31 protein-coding genes and 4 pseudogenes are annotated in these 25082 nt (G+C 44.2%); 8 read left to right on the top strand and 27 right to left on the bottom strand.

The annotated features are described in order from the left end of the window. The first annotated feature begins 23 nt into the window (after window positions 1-23). Complete coding sequence (locus SPI9445_RS0114345) at window positions 24-1682, top strand: hypothetical protein (protein ID WP_017305453.1); 1659 nt, start codon at window positions 24-26, stop codon at window positions 1680-1682. A gap of 124 nt (window positions 1683-1806) precedes the next feature. On the opposite strand, the gene acsF is transcribed toward SPI9445_RS0114345, so the two are convergent. Further along, window positions 1807-2871, bottom strand: coding sequence for a magnesium-protoporphyrin IX monomethyl ester (oxidative) cyclase (gene acsF, locus SPI9445_RS0114350; protein ID WP_017305454.1), 1065 nt, complete (start codon window positions 2869-2871; stop codon window positions 1807-1809). Window positions 2872-3106: 235 nt separating this feature from the next. Between acsF and hemN the strand changes: the two genes are divergently transcribed. Beyond that, window positions 3107-4492, top strand: coding sequence for an oxygen-independent coproporphyrinogen III oxidase (gene hemN / locus SPI9445_RS0114355; RefSeq protein WP_017305455.1), 1386 nt, complete (start codon window positions 3107-3109; stop codon window positions 4490-4492). Between the two features lie 103 nt (window positions 4493-4595). Here hemN and SPI9445_RS31420 read toward each other — a convergent pair. The 7 genes and pseudogenes from SPI9445_RS31420 to SPI9445_RS32140 form a co-directional block, all read right to left on the bottom strand. Beyond that, a pseudogene (locus tag SPI9445_RS31420) lies at window positions 4596-5036 on the bottom strand (DUF29 domain-containing protein). Window positions 5037-5187: 151 nt separating this feature from the next. Then, window positions 5188-6447, bottom strand: a complete 1260-nt coding sequence (locus tag SPI9445_RS31140) for an HNH endonuclease (protein WP_017305457.1) — start codon at window positions 6445-6447, stop codon at window positions 5188-5190. Between the two features lie 477 nt (window positions 6448-6924). Next, window positions 6925-7299, bottom strand: coding sequence for a type II toxin-antitoxin system PemK/MazF family toxin (locus SPI9445_RS0114370; RefSeq protein ID WP_017305458.1), 375 nt, complete (start codon window positions 7297-7299; stop codon window positions 6925-6927). Then, window positions 7292-7516: a type II toxin-antitoxin system MazE family antitoxin gene (mazE, locus tag SPI9445_RS0114375; RefSeq protein WP_017305459.1), complete on the bottom strand. Its 225-nt coding sequence runs from the start codon at window positions 7514-7516 to the stop codon at window positions 7292-7294. Before mazE ends, SPI9445_RS0114370 begins: the two co-directional genes overlap by 8 nt. Window positions 7517-7953: 437 nt before the next feature. Then, complete coding sequence (locus tag SPI9445_RS0114385) at window positions 7954-8304, bottom strand: DUF5615 family PIN-like protein (RefSeq protein ID WP_017305461.1); 351 nt, start codon at window positions 8302-8304, stop codon at window positions 7954-7956. Then, entirely contained in the window at window positions 8305-8616 is a 312-nt protein-coding gene (locus tag SPI9445_RS0114390; protein ID WP_017305462.1) for a DUF433 domain-containing protein, read from the bottom strand. Window positions 8617-8632: 16 nt separating this feature from the next. Next, complete coding sequence (locus tag SPI9445_RS32140) at window positions 8633-8848, bottom strand: WD40 repeat domain-containing protein (protein ID WP_017305463.1); 216 nt, start codon at window positions 8846-8848, stop codon at window positions 8633-8635. A 195-nt stretch (window positions 8849-9043) separates the two neighbouring features. Between SPI9445_RS32140 and SPI9445_RS28625 the strand changes: the two genes are divergently transcribed. Continuing rightward, a complete protein-coding gene (locus SPI9445_RS28625) occupies window positions 9044-9244 on the top strand; it encodes a site-specific integrase (RefSeq protein ID WP_202803701.1) in 201 nt (66 codons plus the stop codon). Here SPI9445_RS28625 and SPI9445_RS32145 read toward each other — a convergent pair. From SPI9445_RS32145 to SPI9445_RS0114455, 12 genes and pseudogenes are all read right to left on the bottom strand, one after another. After that, window positions 9230-9394 (bottom strand): annotated as a pseudogene (locus tag SPI9445_RS32145) (PIN domain-containing protein); the annotation flags it as partial. The gene SPI9445_RS28625 and the pseudogene SPI9445_RS32145 sit on opposite strands and share 15 nt — an antisense overlap. Before the next feature lie 370 nt (window positions 9395-9764). Next, window positions 9765-10043, bottom strand: coding sequence for a BrnA antitoxin family protein (locus SPI9445_RS0114405; protein ID WP_026079799.1), 279 nt, complete (start codon window positions 10041-10043; stop codon window positions 9765-9767). Further along, window positions 9997-10284, bottom strand: a complete 288-nt coding sequence (locus SPI9445_RS0114410; protein WP_017305467.1) for a BrnT family toxin — start codon at window positions 10282-10284, stop codon at window positions 9997-9999. The genes SPI9445_RS0114405 and SPI9445_RS0114410 overlap by 47 nt, the downstream gene beginning before the upstream one ends. A gap of 63 nt (window positions 10285-10347) precedes the next feature. Beyond that, complete coding sequence (locus tag SPI9445_RS25675; protein ID WP_017305468.1) at window positions 10348-10785, bottom strand: TM2 domain-containing protein; 438 nt, start codon at window positions 10783-10785, stop codon at window positions 10348-10350. A gap of 133 nt (window positions 10786-10918) precedes the next feature. Continuing rightward, window positions 10919-11227 carry a hypothetical protein gene (locus tag SPI9445_RS27030; RefSeq protein ID WP_017305469.1) on the bottom strand — a complete coding sequence of 103 codons (309 nt, stop codon included), beginning with the start codon at window positions 11225-11227 and terminating at the stop codon, window positions 10919-10921. 524 nt (window positions 11228-11751) lie between these two features. Next, window positions 11752-11982, bottom strand: coding sequence for a hypothetical protein (locus SPI9445_RS0114425; RefSeq protein WP_017305470.1), 231 nt, complete (start codon window positions 11980-11982; stop codon window positions 11752-11754). Between the two features lie 79 nt (window positions 11983-12061). Beyond that, the gene (locus tag SPI9445_RS0114430; protein WP_017305471.1) at window positions 12062-12280 is read right to left on the bottom strand and encodes a type II toxin-antitoxin system HicB family antitoxin; all 219 of its coding nucleotides are present in this window, start codon (window positions 12278-12280) and stop codon (window positions 12062-12064) included. Next, window positions 12277-12501 (bottom strand): type II toxin-antitoxin system HicA family toxin, encoded by a 225-nt coding sequence (locus SPI9445_RS0114435; RefSeq protein WP_017305472.1) that lies wholly within the window; start codon window positions 12499-12501, stop codon window positions 12277-12279. Before SPI9445_RS0114435 ends, SPI9445_RS0114430 begins: the two co-directional genes overlap by 4 nt. A 48-nt stretch (window positions 12502-12549) precedes the next feature. Then, a pseudogene (locus SPI9445_RS0114440) lies at window positions 12550-12831 on the bottom strand (peptide chain release factor-like protein); the annotation flags it as partial. A gap of 276 nt (window positions 12832-13107) precedes the next feature. Next, window positions 13108-13446, bottom strand: a complete 339-nt coding sequence (locus SPI9445_RS0114445; RefSeq protein WP_017305474.1) for a type II toxin-antitoxin system PemK/MazF family toxin — start codon at window positions 13444-13446, stop codon at window positions 13108-13110. Then, complete coding sequence (locus SPI9445_RS0114450) at window positions 13446-13682, bottom strand: hypothetical protein (protein ID WP_017305475.1); 237 nt, start codon at window positions 13680-13682, stop codon at window positions 13446-13448. The genes SPI9445_RS0114445 and SPI9445_RS0114450 overlap by 1 nt, the downstream gene beginning before the upstream one ends. Window positions 13683-13869: 187 nt before the next feature. Then, on the bottom strand, window positions 13870-14220 hold the full coding sequence (locus tag SPI9445_RS0114455; protein WP_033374002.1) for a DUF5615 family PIN-like protein: 351 nt from the start codon (window positions 14218-14220) through the stop codon (window positions 13870-13872). Between SPI9445_RS0114455 and SPI9445_RS0114460 the strand changes: the two are divergent. Then, a pseudogene (locus SPI9445_RS0114460) lies at window positions 14213-14626 on the top strand (transposase); the annotation flags it as partial. The gene SPI9445_RS0114455 and the pseudogene SPI9445_RS0114460 sit on opposite strands and share 8 nt — an antisense overlap. Before the next feature lie 42 nt (window positions 14627-14668). Here SPI9445_RS0114460 and SPI9445_RS0114465 read toward each other — a convergent pair. The 7 genes from SPI9445_RS0114465 to SPI9445_RS0114495 all read right to left on the bottom strand — a co-directional run bounded on the left by SPI9445_RS0114465 (window position 14669) and on the right by SPI9445_RS0114495 (window position 20517). Beyond that, complete coding sequence (locus tag SPI9445_RS0114465; RefSeq protein WP_017305478.1) at window positions 14669-15124, bottom strand: type II toxin-antitoxin system VapC family toxin; 456 nt, start codon at window positions 15122-15124, stop codon at window positions 14669-14671. Next, a complete protein-coding gene (locus tag SPI9445_RS0114470; RefSeq protein WP_017305479.1) occupies window positions 15124-15372 on the bottom strand; it encodes a hypothetical protein in 249 nt (82 codons plus the stop codon). The genes SPI9445_RS0114465 and SPI9445_RS0114470 overlap by 1 nt, the downstream gene beginning before the upstream one ends. Window positions 15373-15458: 86 nt before the next feature. Then, on the bottom strand, window positions 15459-15581 hold the full coding sequence (locus SPI9445_RS31675; RefSeq protein WP_017305480.1) for a PIN domain-containing protein: 123 nt from the start codon (window positions 15579-15581) through the stop codon (window positions 15459-15461). Then, window positions 15574-15846 (bottom strand): hypothetical protein, encoded by a 273-nt coding sequence (locus SPI9445_RS0114480; protein WP_017305481.1) that lies wholly within the window; start codon window positions 15844-15846, stop codon window positions 15574-15576. Before SPI9445_RS0114480 ends, SPI9445_RS31675 begins: the two co-directional genes overlap by 8 nt. Window positions 15847-15934: 88 nt before the next feature. After that, on the bottom strand, window positions 15935-17041 hold the full coding sequence (locus tag SPI9445_RS0114485; RefSeq protein WP_017305482.1) for a protein NO VEIN domain-containing protein: 1107 nt from the start codon (window positions 17039-17041) through the stop codon (window positions 15935-15937). 106 nt (window positions 17042-17147) lie between these two features. Then, window positions 17148-17309 carry a hypothetical protein gene (locus SPI9445_RS30625; RefSeq protein ID WP_017305483.1) on the bottom strand — a complete coding sequence of 54 codons (162 nt, stop codon included), beginning with the start codon at window positions 17307-17309 and terminating at the stop codon, window positions 17148-17150. Between the two features lie 391 nt (window positions 17310-17700). Beyond that, window positions 17701-20517, bottom strand: a complete 2817-nt coding sequence (locus SPI9445_RS0114495; RefSeq protein ID WP_017305484.1) for a cation-translocating P-type ATPase — start codon at window positions 20515-20517, stop codon at window positions 17701-17703. 236 nt (window positions 20518-20753) lie between these two features. On the opposite strand from SPI9445_RS0114495, the gene ispF reads away from it, so the two are divergent. From ispF to SPI9445_RS0114515, 4 genes are read left to right on the top strand one after another with little or no spacing between them, the layout of a single operon-like run. Further along, window positions 20754-21248: a 2-C-methyl-D-erythritol 2,4-cyclodiphosphate synthase gene (gene ispF / locus SPI9445_RS0114500; protein WP_017305485.1), complete on the top strand. Its 495-nt coding sequence runs from the start codon at window positions 20754-20756 to the stop codon at window positions 21246-21248. A 6-nt stretch (window positions 21249-21254) separates the two neighbouring features. Next, a complete protein-coding gene (locus SPI9445_RS0114505) occupies window positions 21255-22265 on the top strand; it encodes a glycosyltransferase family 4 protein (protein ID WP_017305486.1) in 1011 nt (336 codons plus the stop codon). Further along, window positions 22262-23827 carry an O-antigen ligase family protein gene (locus SPI9445_RS0114510; RefSeq protein ID WP_017305487.1) on the top strand — a complete coding sequence of 522 codons (1566 nt, stop codon included), beginning with the start codon at window positions 22262-22264 and terminating at the stop codon, window positions 23825-23827. Before SPI9445_RS0114505 ends, SPI9445_RS0114510 begins: the two co-directional genes overlap by 4 nt. Further along, complete coding sequence (locus SPI9445_RS0114515) at window positions 23787-25031, top strand: glycosyltransferase family 4 protein (protein WP_017305488.1); 1245 nt, start codon at window positions 23787-23789, stop codon at window positions 25029-25031. The genes SPI9445_RS0114510 and SPI9445_RS0114515 overlap by 41 nt, the downstream gene beginning before the upstream one ends. The last annotated feature ends 51 nt before the right edge of the window (window positions 25032-25082 follow it).

Raw genomic sequence — 25082 nt, forward strand, 5'->3', positions numbered from 1 at the left:
AGTTGGTGATTTGATAGTAAACAATGCGGCAAAAACTTTCCGATGGGGTCTGGAGTGTTATTCTTGGTGTTGCAGTGGGTACAGCCGCCTATGGTGTCAGTCTTTCCCCGAAAACTGGGCTGTTGGTAGGGGTAACAAGTGGAGCCACAGCAGGCGTTTCTATCATCCGTCTGAGAACGATCGTAGAACAACAACATCAACACTTCCAAGACCTCAGCCAAACGCTGCAAAAGGAATTACTCTCCGCTATCCACAAAGAGCCAAATCAAACCCCCACCCTCATCACGCCAGACTCTAGCCAAAAGCGAGAAGAGGAATCCCCCGGAGACAAACTGATGATTCCTCCGGTTCTTCCCCCTCCAGATGAGCCTGTTTTAATCTCAAATCTCTCGGTTTCTGTCCCGCAAAAAGCCTTAAATTGGCTAACAGATCAAGGGATTACTATTCAAAACTACAAAAATAATCAAGACCAAAAAATTCAAGATACAGAATTAATTTTTAATCGCATTGCTTGGCTTTTAGGGAATAAATACTCTACGATCAAGACCTTCTATAGAAGGATTAAGCATACCGTCCCCAAAGAGACTCCTTTTCGAGTGGATCTCTCGGGTAAAGGTGAACAAGAGATTCGAGATTGTACCCATTTTGGCAATCAACTGGAGAAATACGCTTTTTTAAAGAGTTATTGGTACGATAAAAATAATAAAGTTATCCATGCCACACCTCAAAGAACGCCCCAATTTCAGAACTTTTTTTCAGGGGAATGGTTTGAACGTTTTGTCTTTTTAAAAGTAGCAGCACTTTTAGAAGAACTATCTTTAGAGTATGAATGTGTCATGAATCCTCAAATCAGATTACCTACGAGTAATAATGGGGAGTTAGATTTATTCTTCTTAATTGAAGATATGCCGTTGTGGATAGAGTGTAAAACGGGCAATTTTCAAAGGCATATTGTAAAATATTCTCAACTGCGACCGACTTTAAAAGTTGAACCAGAACGAGCTTTTATTGTCATTTTAGATATTCCTGAAAATGAGGCAGAAGGTAATTCTAAGTTGCACAATATCCGGGTTTTAAACGAAAATAATTTCACGGAAGTCATTGCCAAAACATTAAAGGGAGAAAGTGATATCACGGTAAGTGAACTAACTGTGGTGAAACCTTCTACTTCTCCAGTGTCCCCTCAAAGTTTCCCAGTCAGCCAAGAGGAACAAAAATTTATTACCCTCTTAAATAAGAAGGAATTGCGGCCTCTCAGTATAGAGCGCCGGGTGGTGATTGAAAAACTGCTTGAGGTGTGGAAAAATGACCCCACACCTCGCAATGTAATTGAACTGAAAGCTCTTATTTTTGATGATTTAGACTTAGAAAAATTACCTAATTTTTCTAAAAGCAAGTTACAGCATATTTTTAATGCACTATTAGAAAGTGAGTGTTTTTTAGATGAGCAGGGAAATCCTCTCACTTTAAGGAAACAAGTGATTCATCGTTTGGTTTCGGAAGAGTTGGAGGAGTTAGATAGACGTTGCATTGAACGTTATGCTTCTGTGTTATTGGGGTACAAGTTGGATTATTTTGAGTCCCCGAATAATGTAGCATTGTTTGAAAAAGTTGTCGCCGGAAATGTACCCCCTCCTGATGTTTTGGCAAGGCTTAAGATGGGAATAGAGAATAGGGAATAGGCAACAGGGAACAAGGGGGAGTGTCGTCCAATTTATTGGACGCTATATATGGGACTTGACAAAATGCACACAAGCTTAAATTGTCAAGATTACCTATTACCTATTACCTCTCCCCTGTTTCCTATTAATAAACCGTGCCACGTAGGGCTTCAGCGTCGATGGGTTTGATGAAGTATAAGCGGACTAAATCCCCAAAAATAGCGGCCATTAGGGGCAATTTGCGCAGGGTTTTGAGCCATTTGGGGGCGTTGCTTTGCTCAATTTGCTGCATTTTTTCATGACGTTGGGCGCATTTTTCTAAACGGGGGAAAAATTCGGGGTGGTCTACGTCGAGAATTTCTGGGAAAGACCGGGCGGCTGTTTCGTTGGTTTTGCGGGCAACGTGACGGTCAAATTCTTGGGCATTTAAACCAATGGACTCGTAAAAATCAGCCCGTTCATGGACGGTGAGGGTGTGGGTGGCGAAGACGGTGAGGAGGAAGAAACGACTCCAGAGACGACCGCGCCAAGTGTTCCACATGGATTTCTGCGATCGCAATAAGGCGTTGAAAATATCCCCGTGGCGGTTTTCGTCTTGACACCAGCTTTCAAACATTTTGAACAGGGGATAGTATTGCTGTTCGGGATGTTGTTCTAGATGACGGTAGATGGTGATATAGCGCCAGTAGCCAATCTTCTCCGAAAGATACACGGCGTAAATAACCCACTCCGGTTTAAAGAAGGTATAAGTCCGGTTTTTGGTTAAGTATTGTAAATCAAGGGAAATATTAAAGTCGCTCATGGCTTTATTTAGAAAACCCGCGTGACGGGCTTCATCTCGGGCCATGAGGTGGAAAACTTTGGATAATAGGGGGTTACGGTCTTTAATTTGCCGGGAAATCTCTTTAAATAACAGAAAACCGGAAAATTCGGAGGTACAAGACCGTTCCAGAAAGTCAATGAAACAGGCGCGGGTGGCTTCGTCGATATGATCCCACGACTGCTTAAATTCTTCGGTGCGGCGGAAGTGATGACAGTTATAATCGGCTTCCATTTCCGCCAGAACTGCCTCCAGTTCGTCTTTTTGGGCGGAAATGTCCATGTTGGCGATCGCCTCAAAATCCGTCGTATAGAAGCGCGGAGTGAGCAGGGTTTCTTGACTCGGTGCCTTGATGCCGGGTTTCAATTCTTCGATGGTAGCAGTTGCCATAGTGACCTTGTAACAGTTCTTAAATTTATAACCAAACGTTCAAACGGGTGAGACTATATTTTCATAGCCATTGTCATTTAGCAAGCTTTGTTAAGAATTAAAACAAAATCTGGTTAGTTGGTCACATTATTATATGCTCAGACAAATGTATGCAGTCGAGTCTAGCCGTGAATGATCCGGTTGTGCCTCGACAGTTTTTTAAAACAGCGATTCAGATAAATTCAGAGAAACCCTTATGAAGTCTTACTTAACTCCCGTTGAATTTGACACGGATTTGATCAACCGCTACAATCGTCCGACTCCCCGCTATACCAGTTATCCTCCGGCAACGGAACTCCACAGCCAGTTTACGAGTGGGGATTGTATGCAGGCGATCGCACGGAGTAATCAGCGTTCCTCTCCGATTTCCCTCTACTTCCATATTCCCTTTTGTCAAACGGCCTGTTATTTCTGCGGGTGTAATGTGATTGTCACCCAACAACAGGAGAAGGTGGTCAATCCTTATCTTCAGCATTTGTCCCAAGATATTGACCATTTAACGCGCTATTTGGACACTGATCGTCCGGTGGAACAACTCCATTGGGGTGGGGGAACTCCCAACTATCTAAATATTGCCCATGTTGAGCAATTGTGGAGCAAAATTAACCAACATTTTCACTTTGACCCCAAAGCGGAAATTTCCTTAGAGGTGAATCCTCGGTATATTGACCGCAACTACATTTTATTTTTGCGAGATTTAGGTTTTAATCGCATTAGTTTTGGGATTCAAGACTTTAACTCCCAAGTGCAGGCGGCCATTAATCGGATTCAACCGGAAGAGATGTTATTTAATGTCATGAGTTGGATTCGTGAAGCGGGGTTTGAAAGTGTTAATGTAGACTTAATTTATGGCTTGCCGTATCAAACGGAACAAACCTTTGAACAAACCATTGCGAAAACCATTGAGTTAGATCCCGATCGGATTGCGGTGTTTAACTTTGCCTATGTGCCTTGGTTAAAACCTGTTCAGAAGAAAATTCCCCAGGATGCCTTACCCAGCACGGCCGAGAAGCTGCGGATTTTCCAGTCGGCGATCGCACAACTGACCCATAACGGCTATACTTTCATTGGCATGGATCACTTTGCCAAACCCAATGACGAACTAACCATTGCTCAAAAAGAAGGGCATTTACACCGCAATTTCCAAGGATACACCACTAAGCCCGACATGGATTTATTTGGTTTTGGGTTAACGTCCATCAGTATGTTAGAAGATGCTTATATCCAAAATCACAAGACCCTCAAAAGTTATTATAGTGCCGTAGAAGCAGGGCAATTCCCCATTGAAAAAGGCGTTGTTTTAAATCAAAATGACAAGATTCGTCGCGCCCTGATTATGGAGTTAATGTGTCACTTTGGGGTGGATAAGCAGGAATTTTCCCAAGCGCATCAGTTGGACTTTGATGATTATTTTACTACAGAGTTAGTCAATCTTGAACCTTTAGAAAAAGATGGTCTAATTCGGTTATACAAAGACCATTTAGAAGTAACTTCTGTGGGGCGCTTACTCATTCGTAATATTGCCGTTGTTTTTGATAGTTACTTCCCCCAACAACAGCAACGATTCTCTAAGTCAATTTAGTGTATAGGGCTGGCGGAGAAAGTCTGCTCCGAGGGGGAATCTAGGCGTTTGACTCACTAACTTTTGTTTCTTCGATTTGCCCTCAAGTCTGTTCAATTTGGCATTACCAAAATTTTCCGGTTAAAACCTGCTCAAGATTCGTCGAAAAGGGACAAATTTGGGGAAACTTAACATCATACTCATCCACTAGATTGTTCACAGCATCTTGATAGTAATTATCTTTAATTTGCTCACAATACTGTTTTAAACTCGGAGAATCTCGGATAATTTTTTGAATCTCTTTTTGGGCTCTTTTAATTGTAACTTTTCACCCTCTATAACAGTCATCTAAAGGAACATAAGACCGCTTTAAAGCTTGTTCAAACAAGGTAGTTAAACGGCTTTCTAACTCTCGTTTATCCCGTTTACCCAAGGATTCGATCTCCTCGATTAAGTTGTCCCAATCTAAGTTTTCCAGATGGCGTGCTTTTAGCTGTTCAATAGTTGCCTCAATCCAAAGAGCAAAATCTACATCGTATAGTGTTTTCCTATGGGTTGTTGGCATTCGATCTAGAGGGTATCTGTAGGTATAGACTCCATCATAATCTTTTTATCCAAGATTTTGGGTCTAAAGCCCCGTCCCTTTGCTACGCAACGTTTCACAAACAACTTGGCTTAGGGGTATTCATTCAGCGCTTCAGGATGAAATACATACCTCATGGCTCAATCAGCCCTCTGACTTGCGCTAAAGCATCTTCGCCTGAAATTGGTTGAACCTTAGCTCGATGCAATAGTGCCTGAAGTTCCTCAATCTTTAACGGAGGACGATGACTATGAATCATAGCGTGACAGTTTGGGCAAACTGGGCGTAAATCTTTTACAGGATCAACTTCATACTCTTCACCAATCTCTGAAATAGGGCGTAAATGATGCACATGGATAAAGCCTTCGCCTAGCTCTCCAAAAAACTCACCAAAGTTAAAACTACAAACTGAGCAACTTGTGCCATAGTAATCAATACATTTCTGGCGTGCTTTTGAATCTCGTTCATAGGCATTAACTGAGACTTGACGCACTGCCCCTTCTCGAAAAACTTCTTCTGAAGTCACCTCATCAGGATAGATATTAGTGAGATTCAGTATCTTTGAGCCAGAAGAATTAATTTGATATTCTTGAGCTAAAAAATTGTAAGCTGCCTGAATTTCTGAGTCAGAACACTTTCCTAATTGCAGTCCAAAATGATAACCTAAATTGTTCCAAGTAAGAGTTGAATTTAAAGTTTCATCTGTATAGGCTCTTCTTGATAGAGCGGCATTCTCCCAGCCAATCTTAAACTGTGCCTGCCTTCGAGCATCAGGAGGACTACGATTGTCCCTTTCATAGATTAGACCCTTAAAAATGCTCCTGTAGATTGCATTGTCATTTTCCTTTTTTTGAAAAATTTCATCAAGAAAGGCGACTCTAAAAGTTAAGTCAACGACCACTTTATAGATAAGTGGTTCGTGAAAATGCTTATAAGGGGATTTGGAACAGCGACCTATTTCAGCTAAGACAGCTTGCTTCCAAGCAGATTTCTGTTTGGGTGTTAATAGGTTTGCAGGGAAACCTTCAAATGCAAGAAAATAAGGACATTTTTCTGCAACTTCTCCAGGATGAGGTTTCCATTGATGTGAACTAAATTCTGGAGGTTCGGATCGAGCTATTAATTTAGATAGGTTTTCAAAGTCATAAGGTACAGTAAAGCCTACTAACGGCTTACCTTTACGAAACCCCGATAGAACATATCTCCTATTGATGGTCACAGGGAAGTTATTACGTTGCGTTAATGATAAAACAAGTCGAGGATCATCGTTCTCGAATTTCCCTAAGTCTATAACTTCTTTCACTAAATCGAGATACTGTTCTATCCATTCTCGGCTAGGAGATTGCTGGAGTAGTTGAACTAAGCGTTCATGGACGGAGTTATCGATACCCACAGTTAATTTGTAAGCTTTTAGATACTAACTGATTGAAATTATGCCGCCTAACTATTTATTAGACCACAACTGCAAGATAACTCACCCTTGGAGGGTGTTGTCAAGCGCTGGCGGTCTAACTCCGATATTATGGGTGTTAATCCCGCACGTGCGGGATAACAGCCGTTAATGATGCTAGTACAAACGCTGTCTTCCCCGACATCTACAATATGCTGGAAAATCTGACCGGGAGAATGAGTTATCCCAGCAGCAAAGCAATTGCGTTCTGCTCACTTTCAGGTAAGGCTTGTAATAAAGGCGATCGCACACTCCAGCAACTCAGTCATTGCTACTTCCCCATTCTATCGATGATTGCGGCTCTCAGGCAGATTGAGCATAGTGCGATCGCGCTCTTGGAAAGGGGGTAGACTTCCCTGAACCTGCCAATGTTTTTGAAAAGTAGGCATTGTCTCCAAAAACATCACATTGTTAGGCGAGCTACGAGGATTTGAACGCTAAACTGAAACCAAGCTCAATCCATACTGCTTTCTCGATTTTTTCCCAATAAACTTCTTCCAAAGTACCCTGTTTATGCTTAATTCTCTGAGCATCTACAGCCCTCATTTGACTTAAGTTGATGTGCCGATCTCTATCAAGTCCATTCTGTGTAGTTGGTGTAATATTCACAACGAACGGATAAGTCTTTGTTCCAGGCAACAAAGGAGCAACTATTGTTGTTGTCCCATTTTGGTTGCCGATATCATTTTGCAAAATTAAACAAGGGCGTTTTTTATCGGTTTCATGACCAATAACAGGTTTTAGATCAACCCACCATATCTCTCCTCGTTTGTAGGTTAAGTTTCCGTTAGGCATTTAAACCATCGCCCACTGTAACATCCCAGACAGAGATTTCTTCCTGGAACTCCGGGTCATTAGCCTGATCTTTATAAGCATCTTCTAGCTCTTTCATAAAAATCCTTCTCTTCTCTTGCCAGAGGACATCATTTATAAAGCTGCTACGATTGCTTGCTAGCCGATCTACAAAATCTAGAACTTCGTCATCCAAGGTTATACTGACTTTCTTACTCATGGCCGTAAGCTGCCCGCGACAGTCTAGTAGGATTTCACTGTCATACTAACCAATCCTACATTAGTTGTCAATAAGAATATCGGGAGACCGGGAGCATGAGCTATCTCCGCAGCGAAGCAATTGCGTTCTGCTCACGTTCAGGTAAGGCTTGTAATGGCGATCGCACGCTCAAGCAACTCAGTCATTGCTACTTCCCCATTCTATCGATGATCGCCGCTCTCAGGCAGATTGAGCATAGTGCGATCGCGCTCTTGGAAAGCGGGCAGACTCCCCTGATCCTGCCAATGTTGTTGAAAAGTAGGCATTGTCTCCAAAAACATCACATCCCCACCTTGATAAGATTTAACGTTCCCCTTCAGCGGCGGCTAGTAACCTTTGCATCTCCACCAATATCTTTCAACCGTCCGCTGCAAGGGGGTTGTTATGTGCTTTATCTTTCACTTGAACGGGATGTACTCAACTGCATTCATCCATTCATCGGGTTCTGAGGCTTTGGCAATCAATTCTAAATCTCTGACAAACTGACCAATTGTACCTCCAAGTTGATGACCGAAGATCAGTCCAGAAAACTGCTTTCCTTCTACTTGCCAAGTTTCGGCTAAAACGCGAAATCGAATGTCTTGGGTAAAAAGAACTCGACTAAGTTGAGTCACCCTTAATAAAAGCTGATCATCAGGGAGTTCTTGACATTCATCTTCAAACGCCGTCAATATATCTACACCTCGACGACGCAACTGATCAGTAATAGCCTGGGGAATGTGAACATCCATATACAAAGCAATAGCCACTTACAGCAGCCCTCTAGCTTTCATTCTGGTATAAAAGGGTGATCTAGCTACTTGAGTTACGCTAGTTTGCACCTGCTCCCATTCTTGGGTGATTTCTCGGTCAATTTCTTCCTGATGGTCAAAATAGTAGCCCATTGCCGCATGAGCTTCGGCGGGGGTTAAGTAAAGGTGCTGTCGGCAGATCTCCTCTACAGACCAACCGTAGGCAAGATAATCCATGACAATCTGTGCGACTCGAACACGTGGCAATCGTTGTAATCTTGCAGGCTGATTCTCTGGCTTCTCAATATGTGGGTAACTCAGGACTAGCATACTAATTCATTTTTACCTAGATCAGTTTCCATATTCTTATAGTTTTGCTGCCACTAGCAAGTAATTTCCCGTCGGGGCTAAAGCTGACCGACGTTACGGATTTATCATGTCCAGAGAGTAACTGACTATTTTGATCTTGCCCTTTATTAATATCCCAAAGTCTTATCGATCCGTCATCTCCTGCACTAGCAAATATTTGATCGTTACAGTTAAAAGCCAGGTAATTGTTCATAGATGATGTATTCCTCTTTGTTCCTCATCTTTGACTGTGGAGGGGGGCATATAACTATATATTAGACCGCAATTGCAGGATAACTCACCCCTGGAGGATGTTGTCAAGCACTGGCGGTCTAACTCCGATATTATGAGTTATCCCGCACGTGCGGGATAACACCCGTTTTCGTCGTCTTTTAGCGCAAGTCCTGTCATGGAAGTGCCTCAATCGCCCAAACTTCTCGATCGCGTGCGCCAAGCCATCCGCTTCCGGCATCTGAGTCCCAAAACTGAGAAGTTCTATCTCTATTACATCCGAGACTTCATCTTGTTTCACCAAAAACACCACCCCAGAGAGATGGGAGTACCAGAAGTCCGCGTCTACCTATCTCACCTCGCGAAGGATGCGTTCTAGTTGCTGTCCCAGACGGGAGGAACCACTCTTAAGCACTCCAAATCGTAGTTCACACGCCACAATGATGCTAGTACAAACGCGGTCTTCCCCGACATCTACAATATGCTGGAAAATCCGACCGGGAGAATGAGTTATCCCAGGGACGCTCATCCTCAATTTCCTCTAGGATGAGCGAAGCAATTGCGTTCTGCTCACTTTCAGGTAAGGCTTGTAACAAAGGCGATCGCCCGCTCCAGCACCTCAGTCATTGCTACTTCCTCATTCTATCGATGATCGCGGCTCTCAGGCAGATTGAGCATAGCGCGATCGCGCTCTTGGAAAGCGGGTAAACTTTCCTCAGCCTGCCAATGTTGTTGAAAGGTAGGCATTGTCTCCAAAAACATCACATCCCCACCTTGATAAGATTTAACGACCCCAATCAGCGGCGGCAATCAACCTCGAACTCACTACCGATACACTGTCAACTGTCCGCTGTCCGCTGCATTGGGATTGTTAGCCTGTTGGATGATGCTCACTTTGCTTACTGATATAAATGAGCTTTGTGTGCCTCAGCATAAATTCTTAACGCCACAGACATCTGCTGTTCAGCGCTTTCTCCTTGTGCCTGAAACCAAGCAAGTGTGTCTGGATCGACTAAAACTGATACTTTTGTCGGTGACTTGGGCATTCGCAATTGTGCTTTGGAAAAAAAATCTTCCGAAAGAGGTGGAATATCAGAGGTGTCGATATCCTCATCGCTCATCGCGTCGATCCTATCCCAATCGGTTTTTGAGGTATTGTTCATAGCGTCTGCGTTCATAAGAGAGTGCCTTTCGTAAGGAGATAATGCGAACTGTTTCCTCATCAGGCTCTGTGTAGACAACAACTACGACCCGCCCACTCAGTAGCCCAATACCAATGTAGCGATCTTCTCCGTAATCTTCACGATCATCAAACTCAATCACCATCGGTAGTTCAAAAACTCGAAATGCATCAGCAAAGTCAAACCCATGCTTTTCAAGATTACTTTGATTTTTATATTCATCCCACTCAAATTCCATGATCCAAAACCCAGCCCCTAAGCCAAGTCTAAACCAAAGAGTATGGATACCATACTCATGCCACTAGAGTTCTATGATACCAAAAGCCCCCTGCATCTTTTTGATTTTTCTCTCAAATGCCTGATCTGTCATTGAAAGATAGCGAATGCCCAGAATCAACCCAGCAATTGCAGGAATGTAAGTCCAACAAAATAGCACACTAACTAGTCCCCATCCCCAGGTTCCAAGGTAGAAAAAATGTATTCCCAAGCCACCTAGCAGTAAAGCCAGGATACCTGTTGTCGTTCGAGACTTTGTAGTTTGCGTTGCAACTGCTGCATTGGGATCTTCATAAATCGAAATAGCATGATTGCCGTCTACATCAAAATCTACTCTGACTCCCTGAGTAGGGGTGTTGCTCAAATTCCAGTCTGAACCAAGAAAGTTGTATCGTTTTCCGTCGTCTCCTGAAATGAATCCCTGATTTGATTGAATCGAAAAACTAAGAACTGTGCCTCGCATATAAAGACCTCTTGATTGATTGCACATCAAAGAACCGCAGGCTAACGTTCCTGCTCACCGGGCGCAGATACCCTTTGTATCATGACAAAAACTTAAAATTGCTCCGGTGCAGCAGGGTTGTTATGCCGCGTCATTAACGAATTGGATTAATCTTAAGCCGGAGTTTACCACTAGCGTCAATTTCTATGTCTACGTGGTGCTTCCCGCTTGATGTCGCTACAGCAACAGTTCCAACTATGGCTCCAATACCACCGCCAACTGCTGCTCCAACGGGGCCACCAACTATGGCTCCAAAAAGCGCACCCACACCTGCACCCGCAAAAATATAGAAGACAGAGTAATTTATTGTAGTGGCCGAAGCGGACAAGGGAATGAACGCGCCTGTAGCTACATTGACCCATTCACCTGATTTATTCTTATGTAACTCAAAAATTGTTTTCAACTTCTCTGGAAGGTCTGAATACCGTTTTTAATCGGTAATAACCTCAACTTGCTCACCTTGCTCCAAGGCTGTTTTTAACTCACGGTAAAACGTTTCTGTATCTGAGAAAACTAGCTTTCGCATATACCTAATTAACCTTGAAAAGCCGCTGGTAAAACCGCACTATTTTAGTATGCCCACTCATATCATCTTGGTGATCGTCTCATCAAAAAACTCAAAATGCTTCTTTATCAATGACCTCACATTGTTTTGTTTTAGTTCAGGAACAGATAATCTTTCGGCTGCCGTCCCCACTGAGGACTGAGCGGCATAACTATTTATTAGACCGCAATTGCAGGATAACTCACCCCTGGAGGGTGTTGTCAAGCACTGGCGGTCTAACTCCGATATTATGGGATTATCCCGCACATACGGAATAACACCTGTTTTCGTCGTATTTTAGCGCAAGTCCTCTCATAGAAGTGCCTCAATTGCCCAAGTTTGCTCAATACTGCGCGTGTATCTTCCAGTATCGATGAAAACTCTCACTGAAGGTCTTTCTCCACCCGATGCTCTTCTCGCATCGCAGCTACTTCTTGGTCAGTGGGTGCAGGCTGGTCTGTTTTGAGTAAGCCGCGCATCCGTTGAATGGCACCAGAACGATCAGGCTTTGGACTTGGGGTATTCTGCAACGACTCAATGATGCCACTGACCAACGCAAGTCGATCGCTCGGTGATAACTTGACCGCTTCTTCCTTGAGGTTTTGCAGTAACATGGATCGCTCTCTAGTCCAGATAGTCTAGATTGTATTAAAAACAATGATAACCCCGACGACTAGCTCGAATCCTTGCGTGTCAAGCAACTTGGACTGTTCTGGCTTCGGGAATCATTTCACCTTCTGCCTGCCAAGCTTCTAAGTACATTTCTATGACTTCTTCACCGTTATGAATTGCTTCTTCACGAGTTTTTCCGTGAGTGCAAGGCATCACAACAAGATCAGCAAATTCTGGAATTGTGACCAAAAAAAGCTGATCTTCATCAGACCACTGAACAATCATGCTGTATCGATTCATGAATCATCCTCCTCTCTTAACTCTTTCAGTGCAGTCAGTAACTTTTCTAGTTGTTTTTCTAGGTAGAGTGGCACATCATCTCCATCCTTGCCTGGAATAGTCAGTGTTTTTCCAATCAAAGGATGTCGCCAACGTTCATGGCTACCTTTGCCACGCTTGGGCAAGTAAACAAATCCTTCACGCGCAACCTGGGCTTTCAACTCTCGAATTTTCCTGGGCATCGATTTTGACTAAAAACACAAAGGTAGGTACACCCTACTTCTCACTTTCTACTCCGTTGCATTCGCCAACTGCTCCAGCCGCTCCTGCTGATCCTGAGAGATACAAGCCTCCATCACCTGATCAATATCCCCATCGAGGATATTTGCCAGCGTGAAATTTTGCCCTAAACGGTGATCGGTGATGCGATTGTCCTTGTAATTGTAGGTGCGGATCTTCTCCGATCGCGCCCCCGTCCCCACCTGCGATCGCCGCAACGAAGTCACCTCCTCCTGCCGTTCCTGAAGTTTAATATCGTAGAGCTTCGCCCGCAGGATCTGCATCGCCCGCTCCAGCAACTCAGTCATTGCCCCTTCACCCAAAACTTTATACCCATTCTATCCATTATCGCGGCTCTCAGGCAGATTAAGCATAGCGCGATCGCGCTCTTGGAAAGTGGGTAGACTTCCCTGATCCTGCCAATGTTGTTAAAAAATAGGCATTGTCTCCAAAAACATCACATTCCCAGCTTGATAAAATTTAACGACCAAGATGAGTGGTGATGAGCCATACTGAAACGAAGCAAGAAACTGATATTCGCCGCTCCATCGACTTGTTAGCTGGTGCTGCTACAGATACAAAACTGTTCGTAAGCCCTCATCTATCTCCTCCTGCAAGTAGTCTGGTAGTGAACCAATACGCTCAACCAAAAAAGTCTTATCGATCGTGAAAATTTGAGAGACATTTACAACGGAGTCTCTCGACAAACCCGACATTTCACGCGGCAACAGTACATTGCCCGGTGCTTCCGCTAACTGAATATTTGAGGTGATGATAACGACGATAACCGTGCTAATTCGGCTTTGGGTAAAAGCATCATCCTGAATCACCAAGACGGGGCGACGATATCCAGGTTCTGAGGCGACTGGAGCGGGTAGGTTCGCCCACCAAATTTCTCCTCGATACATTACCAATCCTCGCAAGGCAAAGACATAAACTGCATCTTTGCCATCACTGGATCAAGTTCGGAGGACTCTCTAGCGTAAACTTGGTTTAACTTGAGCAAGATTTGATCACGGTTGTATCTTTCCAGATATACCTGTAACGCTTTTGTATAAAGCTCACTGCGCGACAACCCTAACCGTTGAGCGAGTGCTTCTGCCTGCTCAAAAACTGAATCTGGAAGCGAAATTGCAGTTTTCATAGTGACCTTAGCTGAAAGTTTTACTCCTTGGTTATACCTCAGTTATACCAGAACGGCAAGAACCAGCACACCCAAATGGCAACAGATAGCCTTTCTGTACGTCCCGAACCAAAAACTGGAGCCAGCTAACTATTTATTAGCCTGTACAACTTCGGCCAGGACTAGACAACATGACTTTATGAAAGACTTATGCGTACAACAACTGGTTTCTAATTTCATCAGTTGTAAGCGTACTTACTAAAATGCCAATCCTCTGTGCAACCTCATAAGCATTTTTCTGGGGAACAATGATAATCCCGAAGTGTTGTTTACTCTCCTCCACATACTGGAGATGTAATCGCTCAAAATCAACACGATTATGTGTCAGGAAGCATCTTTCCATAGAAATTGCAAATTCCAGTTGTTCGCTGTCAGTTTTACCAAGTGCTGATTGTTCAGGAACGGTCGTGACATCCAGTCCGCGTGACCTTAGCAACGTGGCAACTAATGTTGACCTATCCTCATCAGTGTAAAGGGCTGCGAACACTGATAATGGCAATTGTTTACTAGGCCAAGGTCGCGAACAAATTGAAGCTAGAGTCGTGAGTTTTAGCGACTTAGAGAAAAAGACTGAGTTTCGATTAGTAACGAACTTACCCGAGACGGGAGAAGGAGGAGTTAGCTCAGAAGAAATTGCCGAGTTTTATCGTTTGCGTTGGTCAATTGAGTTGCTTTGGACATTTTTAAAGATGCACCTCAAATTAGATCGCCTCATCCCTAAAAATATCAACGGAATTGAAATCCAGATTTATAGTTGTCTGATTGCCTATTTACTTCTAAATATGCTCAAGATACCGACAGAGTTCGGTAAATCTTTATTGGATAAATTGCGATATTTACAGGCGTTTATGTGTCAAAAAATTAGCTATGTACACTGGTTTAGAGAGCTAGTGCCACCTGGTTAAATTTACCCCTTAACAGGGTTAGTGTGTCCATTTGTACTTAGTTCATAAGTACCGATTCAACACTTCTGCTTTAGGATTAACTACTATTATCTCAGAAAAACGACTAAAATCATCGGAATTAAAAGTTAAAATATGAGTTAAATTATGTACCAACATAGCCGCTACTAAACGAGCATCATGAACATTGACCCCCTTGACTTGATAAGTGCGAACCAATCTTTCCCATTCAGAATAAATATTAGGATGGTCTGATAATAAAATGAAAAAAGCTTTTACTTTCTTAATTTCCTCTTGTGTTTCAGAAATTGAATAACCTAACCCATTTTTCTCTTTAGGTCGAGTACACACATTCCAAAACTCAATTAAGTTTTGAGGCATAATATATAATTGATTTTTCTGTCTTTTTAAAATTGAAACTGAGTTAATCGCATCCTCATACATAGGATGGTCAGAATCAGCACTCCGTAAAAGAATGTTAGTATCCACTAAAAATAACATTAACCTCTATCTCCATACATACTTTCTCGACTAATTGCTTCATCAGATAGCATAGGACTATTTTTAGAACGATGACTTTCAGCCCATTCTCGAAATGCTTTTATCCATTCTTCTGTGGTTGCTGTTTCATAAAAAGGACGTTCTTCTATTTCATCAAGAGACATTACTTTTTGATTAAATAATTCCCTTTCTTCGGGGGTTAAAGATTGAACCACTTGTGCTAAAGATTCTACTAATTTTGTATTCATCATTAATTTACCTCAATTAATTTTAACCATGATAAAGATTGAGAAACCGCATTAAATAAGCGTTTATCTGCTGTCCATAACTCTACTTATAACCGTTGGGCTAAAGCTAAATAATGAGCATCATAAGTTGCCGAAAGATTATATAAACTAGCAAATTTTAACGCTTCTTGATGTAAATTAGCATCAAGACAGACTGTATTCTTAGTCATTAGCTTTCTCCTTCTCAAAACAACTACGAATTAATTCATCTTGTTGGGCGGTTCTTTCATCCCTTGTCTGTGTAATATATTCATTTAGAGGAGGATCAAAGGGTTTACCTCCTCGTCGGGCAAAAATCTTCTCTCGAACTTCTACCATCTTTTGATAAGCTTCTTGATTTTTATTAGAGGTTGTTTTTTCTTCTAAAAGTGTCTTTTCCTCAGGAGTTAAAGCATTAATGATTTGGGCTAAAGTCTCAACTAATTGAGTGTTCATTGGGGGTTTCTCCTTGTTTAATTAGATTATTGGGAATAGAAATCAGCAAATTTGAAAAAATAAGAACTTATTAGAAATTTACTAATCCCTAGATTGCTTTGTGCCTCGCGGCGGACTCCCTAGCCTCTATTTTAGCTAAAGCTTCAGCCCCAACGATATACCTTGTCACTTGTTTAATTTCCTTAACCTCACCTGCTAATACTAAAGCTGGATTTTGAATCGTTAATAACTGGGGTTGTTCACCCTGACAATTCCACACCACATACAACCAATAGGTATCCCCTAATTGTTGCGCCCTACGCCACTCATTAGACGTTAGTGACACATCCTGATTCATGCCAGCCCGTCCTTTAACCTCAATGCGTCGAATCGGTAAATTTCCCGTAATTTCGTCAGTTTGTCCCTCACTGCGAATATCAAACCCACTACCATCATTACGCTGAGAAATATCTTCAGGGGTCCATCCCCGTTCTCTCTCATAGTTCATCACAAATTCCATTGCGATCGCTTCCACTTCAGGATCATTTCGCATTCCCGATGAGATGGGTTCAGTCGGAGGAATGACTAAGGCTGTCCCTAAATACACTAACCGCCCCGGACGTACTAATTGCAGGTAATTTAGTTCATTTTGCTTATTTTGATAGCGTTCGGTTAAGGTTCTCACCTTATTCTGGGCATTATCCCTTGCCACTCGGTAAGTGTCATCTCCTTTGGCCACTTTACCTGATAACGTAATATAAGCCTGTTTAGCGTCAGAAATCGCTGCTTCCATCGCTTTTGTCAGATAATCTTGCCGAATATGTAACTCCCGTTCCCGTTTTTCCCGTTCCTCCTGCATTAATTTCATTTGTGTTTTCACTTTTAACCATTTCTCTAAGGCTTGCTGTTCCTCTGGGGTAGGAGGTTGGCAGGAATTAGGAGTTAGGAGTTTGGAATTGGGATTTAGAGATGAATTACCCCCAATTCCTAATTCCCGATTCCCAATTCCTAATTCCAGTGGCGTAAAATCATGCAAACAGTCCGTTGAAATAAATTGATAATTCCCTGCTTCTTTTTCCCGAATTGCTACCATTTTCGCCCGTAAAATAACAGGATTACCCTTAATATCCTGTCCTGCTACCTGTACCTCAAAAAAGTGAATCCGATAAGGCGAAATCGCATCCGCATCTAAAAATAACGCTGATTGGTACCCCACCGTTTGTACTAATTGGCGGTCTAATCGTTCTGCAACCGCTCCAAATAAAGGATGCCCCGGCGAGACAAATTCCGCATCTCCATGACTGGCTTCTTCCAGTTTTTCTTTATAATAAGTTCATTAACCGTTGATGTTGTTCAGAAGGGGAAAGATCCCCTAATTCCTCTAATAAATCGGCAAAACACTTCTCCCGTTTCTTTAATGACGAGTAAATAGCATTTAAACTACTGGCTAACCGACGTTGTAACACGGTTCTCGCTAAAGCCACAGATCCCTTCTTCTTACCTTGGGTTCGACCTAAATAACGGTTGATGTAGGTGGTGACTTCATCATAAAGGCGTTTTTCTGAACGTGATAATTCAAATACCTACAAGGTTATCTATCGGATGACTAAATGAGTTTTGACTAACCATAGTATCAATTTAGCGTTTTGCTCGACACCAAACTCCCTTCTTGACTTTATCAAGTTTGCTCTGGCTCTGGCCTAAACTCCATAAAACTTAAAATTGCTTAACAAGCTTGGGGAAAAATCGAGGACACAAAAGTTAGTGAGTCCAAAGCCTAAGTTCCCCTGATTCCCTGTTCCCCTAACCTCCCCCGTTGGCCTACCCCTCAAATTAAATGGGTATTAAAACCCCGGGTTTTTCACGGTGGGAGGATCAACTCTCTAAATTAACCCCTTTACCAAACCAACGGATAAATAACTTTTCTCCCTCCACCCAAACAAACATTAAACTACTAAACCCAATACAAATTAATAACTCCTCTGCTGATAAAATCTGGGTACCGAAAAAATTCCGCAGGAACGGCACATAAATTAACATGAATTGTAAGGCTGTTGTCCCCAAAATAGCCCAGAGTAGCGCCGGATTAGAAAAGGGGTTTATCTCAATGGTTAAACGATTAAACGAACGGGCGGCGATGGCGTGTCCCATTTGGGCTAAACAAAGGGTGGTAAAGACCATAGTTTTCCAGTTTTCACTGTGATCTGTTCCCTGTTCAAAAGTATAAGCTCCCACCATTAAGGTAATGGAAAAGAGGGCAAAAATTAGCCCAATGCGCACAATATAAGACCCTAAACCTCGGGCAAAAATGCTCTCATTGGGACTAAAAGGAGGGCGTTTCATCACATCGGGATCGGCGGGTTCTAGGGCGAGGGCTAAGGCGGGTAAACCATCGGTGACAAGGTTCATCCAGAGGATTTGTAGGGGGGTCAAGGGTACCCCACCGAGGCCGATGATGGGGGCGGAGGCAATGGTAATCACTTCCCCTACATTGCTGCCGAGGATGTATTTAATAAAACGGCGGATGTTGGTGTAGATGACTCGTCCTTCTTCGGCGGCGGCCACAATGGTGGCAAAGTTATCATCGAGTAGGATCATATCACTGGCTTCTCGGCTGACATCGGTTCCGGTGATGCCCATAGCAATGCCGATGTCAGCCTGTTTGAGGGCGGGGGCATCGTTGACCCCATCTCCGGTCATGGCGACGAATTTTCCGCGTTTCTGGAGGGCTTGGACGATGCGCAGTTTGTGTTCTGGGGTGACACGGGCATAAACGGCGACCTCATCGACGGCTAATTCTAGATCCAGTTGGGAGAGTTTTTCAAGTTCCTGTCCGGTGAGGGTGCGACTCTTTTCTTGGGCAATGCCTAACTGTTGCGCGATCGCCTGTGCTGTGAGTTGATGGTCGCCTGTAATCATCACCGTGCGGATTCCCGCCGCTTTAGAACGTTGTACCGCGTCCTTGGCTTCTGGTCTAGCCGCGTCCATCATACCCACTAGCCCTAACCAAATCATCTCCTGTTCTACATCCTCCTCAGTTTCGCTTGACCGAGGGCTTTCTGGGGCTTTGTAAGCCACCCCTAAGACCCGTAACCCCCGGGCGGCCATTTGGTTGTTCACATTCAGGATAGCGTGGCGTTGTTCGGGGGTGAGGGGGTGGGTGTCGTTGCCCAACTGATAAGCCCCACAACGGGCTAGGATTAATTCCGGGGAGCCTTTACTAAAGAGGGAGGTGGCCTCGTCATAGTGGCGATGTTCACAAAATACGGTCATTCGTTTCCGTTCCGAGGAAAAGGGCAATTCTCCCACCCGGATAAACTGTTCATCTAGCAACTCCTGATAGAGTCCGGCTTTTGCCCCTAGGGTGAGTAAAGCCCCCTCGGTGGGATCCCCTAAAATCGACCACCCGGCCGCCTCGGTGGGATCTCCCTGTAAAACCCCATCGTTGCACAAGACCACCGCCACTAATAGCGCTTGCAATTCGGGATAGTCTGAGGTGGTGATGGCCTCCTCCCCAGCCCAAAAGTCCCCCACTGGACTATAGCCTTCTCCCGTGACCCGAAATTCCCCGCTTTGAGTCTGGACTTCCTGCACGACCATTTTATTCTGGGTTAAGGTTCCGGTTTTGTCGGAGCAAATGGTGTTCACACTGCCCAAGGTTTCCACGGCAGGCAATTTGCGGATTAGGGCCTGGCGTTTGACAAGGCGTTGGGTGCCTAAGGCCAATGTCACCGTAATCACGGCAGGCAAGCCCTCCGGCACGACGGCCACGGCCATACTGAGGGAGACTTCTACTAATTCCCGCATCCGGTCTAAATTGCCCGCTTGTATCAGCCCAACGGCAATGACAAGAGCGACTAAAATTAGAGATCCGGTGACTAAAACATTGCCCAACTGGGTCATCCGTTTTTGCAGGGGGGTCGGTTCATCTTCTACGGACTGAAGCAAGGCGGCAATTTTGCCCAATTCGGTGATCATGCCTGTGGCTGTTACCACCAGTTTGGCGCGGCCTTGGAGGACTTCTGTTCCCGCAAAAACCATGTTCAGGCGATCGCCTAAGGGGGTATCGAGTTCTAGGGGGGCAGAGACTCGCTTTTTCACCGCTTCCGCTTCCCCCGTTAAGGCCCCCTCCCGAATCTGTAAATTTGCCGTCTCGATTAACTGCCCATCGGCCGCCAACTGCACCCCCGCCTCTACTAAGAGAATATCCCCCGGCACCACCTGTTCTGAGGGGATTTCCTGCCATTGCCCATCCCGCAACACCCGCACTTGAGGAGAGGCCAATTTTTTCAGGGCGGCGATCGCTTTTTGGGCGCGCACTTCTTGGATATAGCCCAGAATGCCGTTGAGCAGGACAATTAACAAAATGGCCAGGGTATCTTTAAAGGGGAAATCCTGCTCTACCTCCCCACTTTGCAACGCCCAAAAGTCTAGCCCCCCAGAGACTAAGGCCACCCCGATCAACATCAGCAACATGATATTGCTAAACTGATCGAGCAAGATTTGCCATCGGTTGCGTGCCTTGCCTTCTTGCAATTCGTTGTTGCCATAATAAACCAGACGTTGATCAACGGCTTGCTGGCTTAACCCCTGTTCTGCATCGGTTTGGAGGTGGGTTAAGGTTTCCTGAATGGTTTGGGTGTGCCAAGGGCGCAATAATTGGGGCAGGGGGTGTTCAGTTGTGGCGGTCATAGATTGTTTGGTTAACAAAAATGTTGCGGAATTCCCCTTCCTCGCTTGCAGGGAGGGGATGGATAGCAACCCAGTAATACACTGAGCTACAGCGAATCGATGATAAGATAAATATATCTTGACCACTAACTCCCAAAGCGAAAACCAAGCTAAAAAGGGCTGTGTTGCCAGAAAAAATTTGGGTCTTAGGAACTGGGACTTCTGCCTAGGGAGGGAAGATAAGCTAAAAAAGAATGATGAATATTCGTATTGGTAACGGTTATGATATCCACCAACTCGCGCCGGAGCGAGATTTAATTTTAGGGGGGGTGAAAATTCCCCATTCTTTGGGTTTGTTGGGACATAGTGATGCGGATGTCTTAACCCATGCCATTATGGATGCTTTGCTGGGGGCTTTATCTTTGGGAGATATTGGTCATTATTTTCCCCCTTCTGATCCTCAGTGGAAAAATGCCGATAGTTTGGTTTTATTGCAACAGGTGTATCAACTGATTGAGTCGAAGGGGTGGGAGATTGGCAATATTGATTCAGTTGTGATTGCGGAACGGCCGAAGTTAAAGCCCTATATTGAAAGGATGCGCGATCGCCTTAGTCAAGTTCTCCGGGTCGATCCGGATCAAGTTGGAGTAAAAGCCACCACCCACGAAAAGTTAGACGCTGTGGGGCGAGAGGAAGGAATTGCCGCCTATGCCGTCGCCTTGTTAGTGCAGAAAGCAGGACGTGGGGAATAATAATCCGTGAAAATTTTAGTCTATTCCCCGCTTTTTTACCCCAGTGTGGGGGGAGTGGAAATAATTACCCATCTCCTCGCCCAGGAATGGACAAAACTCGGGCAGGAGGTGATGGTAGTCTGCCAAACTCCCCACAGAGAACCGGATGATTTTCCCTTTCCAGTCCTGCGTAACCCCAGCCTGAAAAAATTGCGCGAATTAACAGGCTGGTGTGATATTTTTTTCCAAACTTGTGTCAGTTTAAAAGGGGTTTGGTTGCCCCTCTTGATGGGCAAACCCTTAGCCATTAGTCATCAAACTTGGTATCGTGAACCGGGGCATCCTTTAACCTTGCCCAGTGCCTTAAAGCTAGCGGTGACGCGCTTTGCCACCAATATTTCCGTCAGTGAGGCGATCGCCCAACACCTCCGGTCCCCCTCCACCGTCATCCCGAACGCCTACTGGGACAATATCTTTAGCCTTCACCCCTCCACCCCTCGCCACCGCGAATTAATCTTTGTTGGTCGTCTCGTTTCCGACAAAGGCGTTGATCTACTCATCAAAGCCCTCCAGCAGCTAAAAACCCAAGGACTCACCCCCCACCTTACCCTCATTGGAGAAGGCCCAGAAGAACCCCTGCTGCGTCAACAGGTGGCAGAATACAACCTCACCCCCCAAGTCGATTTTAAAGGCCTTCAACCCCCCGCCACCATCGCCCAACTCCTCAACCAACACCAGATATTAGTCATTCCCTCCCGTTGGCAAGAACCTTTCGGCATTGTCGCCCTAGAAGGCATAGCCTGCGGTTGTGTCGTCGTCGCCTCCCAAGGAGGAGGCCTCCCAGAAGCCATCGGCCCCTGTGGGGTAACATTCCCCAACCAAAACCTTGAACAACTAACCACTCTTCTTTACGATTTATTGACAAATCCTGAGCAACTCGCTAGTTATAAAGCCAACGCCATCCCCCACTTACAAAAACATCAACCCCAAACCATAGCCCAAGCCTATCTTAATCTCCTGAAAACAGTCCTTCCGTGAAAATTGTTATACTGGTTTTAATTCTTCTCAGCTTTGTTTACTTGTTCCTCCAATCCTTGGGGACAACATTCCAAACGGTTGAATTAAAAAACGTTGAGCAGATTTCGGTTTTCTCGGATGTCATTTTGGGAACAGGAGGTCATTCCTTGGCTAGACTTATTATCGCCTCATTTATTGTCCTGAGTATTTTTTATTGGTCTTTTCAAGATTGGCGGAGATCCCTAAAAGCCATATTTTTTATTTTAGTCATTGAAGGAGCATTAAGAAAATGGTTTCTTCCCCAATTTAGTGAACCCCTTTATTTTCTCAAAGATTTTGTTCTACTAGGCTCTTACTTTCGCTATTACTTTTTTTCCCGGTCTGAAAGACATTATCCCATTAAAATCAACTTCACCAATACGGCGGTTTGGGTTGCATCAGGCTGGTGTTTATTCCAATCCTTTAATCCCTATTTAGGTTCTCCTTTTGTGGGAATGCTCGGCATTAAAGCCTATTTATTCTACATCCCCATGATTTGGATGTTACCCGATTTATTTCGCTCAGAAGAAGAATTTTATATCTTTCTGCGTAATCACCTAATCTTAATTATTCCCGTCGGAATTTTAGGCATCGTTCAATTTGCCAGTCCGGCCGACAGTCCCATTAATCAATACATCCCCGGCACACAAGAACCCGTCGCTACCTTCGGGTTTGCCGGAACAACCCGCGTTAGAATTACAGGCACATTTTCCTACTTAAACAGTTATCAAGGCTATTTAAGCGCTTGTTTTGGGTTATTTATCGCCATGCTTTCTTACCCCCAAACATCTCGCTGGGTCATGATTACCTATATCGCACTCTTTTTTAATGTGATTAATGCCTTTATGACAGGTTCTCGAACCCCGATTATTGCCGCCATTCTTTTCTTATTTGGTTTTGTGGTTATTCGCACTATAAAAGATCCCGAAAGAACCCTTATTTGGCTGAGTCGATTAGTGCCTTTCGTCGCCGTAGGAGGGAGTGCAGCCTTGATTGCATTCCGCCCCGTAATTGATGCTTTTTCTACCCGTGTCACCAGTAACAGTGACCTAGGAGAACGAGTTTCTCTGGGATTTTCGGGGCCTTTCGATTTTATGGCTTTAACCCAATTTGATGGATATGGTACAGGTTCAACCCATGCCGGAACCGCTACTTTACGCTATCTTCTCGGCTTACCTATGGGCGCACCTATTCCCATTGAAGTTGAACCGGAAATGGGAAAAATTGCCCTAGAATTGGGACCAATCGGCTTTATTTTTTGGTATGGGATGCGAGTGGTTATTATTATTATGTTATTGCGGACATTCTTTAATCTGAAACGTCCCTTTTTGCGTGATTTAGCCCTTGCTGGTGCTTTAATCCATACAGCCTTGTTTATTGGTCACATGGTTTTTCATCACACCTTTTCGGTTTATTATTGGTTCTACACTGGGTTTATCTTTATGTTGCCTTGGTTAGAGCAGATTGAGAACTGGCGCAGTGAACAGCAACTGATGCAATATTATGATCCAGCCTCGTATTTCCCTCCTCCACCCCACAGGTAATCCTTTTGCTCGCAACGCGGCGATCGCACTTTGGGAAGCCCATGCCCTAAAAGAAGTCATCACCTGTCTCAATTATGCCCCCACCCCCCCACTCGATCAACTTCTCCAACGCTTCCTAAAACCCCTCCACCAAGAGTTAGGGCGACGCAGTTGGCTACCCCCCACCCTTCCCTGCACCACCTACCCCCAAGTCGAATTACAACGGATTGCCCTCCTGCGTTCCCAACTCTACCGCCCCCTAAAACTCAACCCCCAAACCCTCGCAGACCGCGTTTATGCCGTTCTAGACCGCAAAGTTGCCCAAAACCATTTAAATGACCTAAATGGGGTCTACGCCTATGAAGACGGGGCAGCTAGCACCTTCTGGGAAGCCAAAAAACGGGGGGTGCAATGCTTTTATGACCTGCCCATTGTTCACTACCGCCACAGCCAAACCCTCCAACAGCAGGAACTCGAACAATTTCCCGAACTCGCCCCCGCCCTACAATCTCTCCAAGAACCTCCCAAAAAATTAGCCCGAAAAGAACAAGAAATTGCCCTAGCGGATCTCATTTTTGTCCCATCTACTATTGTCAAACAATCCTTAATAGATGTAGGCGTTTCTTCAGCAAAAATAATAGTTCTTCCCTTTGGTTCTCCTCACGATTATTTCCTCCCCCAGCCAAAATTAGATAACATCTTTCGGGCTTTATTTGTCGGACGAGTTGGACCAAGAAAAGGCGTTCATTACTTACTAAAAGCTTGGCAAATGCTGAATCTACCCCAGGCAAAATTATCTCTAATTGGCTTTAATGAATTTCCTCGAAGTTGGTTAAATCAGTATCAAAACCTATTTCATTATATTCCCTCCATTCCCCATCGTTTACTGGCGCAATATTACACCCAAGCCAGTGTTTTTGTTTTTCCCTCCCTCATTGAAGGACTGGCTTTAGTTCTCCTAGAAGCCATGTCTTGCGGCATTCCCATTATTACCACCCCAAATTCTGGGGGTTCTGATATCATTACAGATGGGGTTGAAGGATTTATTATTCCCATCCGAGATATTAACGCCCTTCAGGAGAAACTAGAATGGTGTTATCGCCATCCTGAACAGTTAAAGCAAATGGGAAAAGCCGCACGCGAGAAAGCAGAATCACTAAATTGGGGATTATATCGTGAGCGATTAATTATAGCTATACAAAATCATTATGATCACTTATCATGATGATTTTTTAACGTTAAACGAGGACGGGACAAAATACACCTAAAGGATTTT

The organism is Spirulina subsalsa PCC 9445 (assembly GCF_000314005.1).
GTDB classification, from domain to species: Bacteria; Cyanobacteriota; Cyanobacteriia; order Cyanobacteriales; family Spirulinaceae; genus Spirulina_A; species Spirulina_A subsalsa.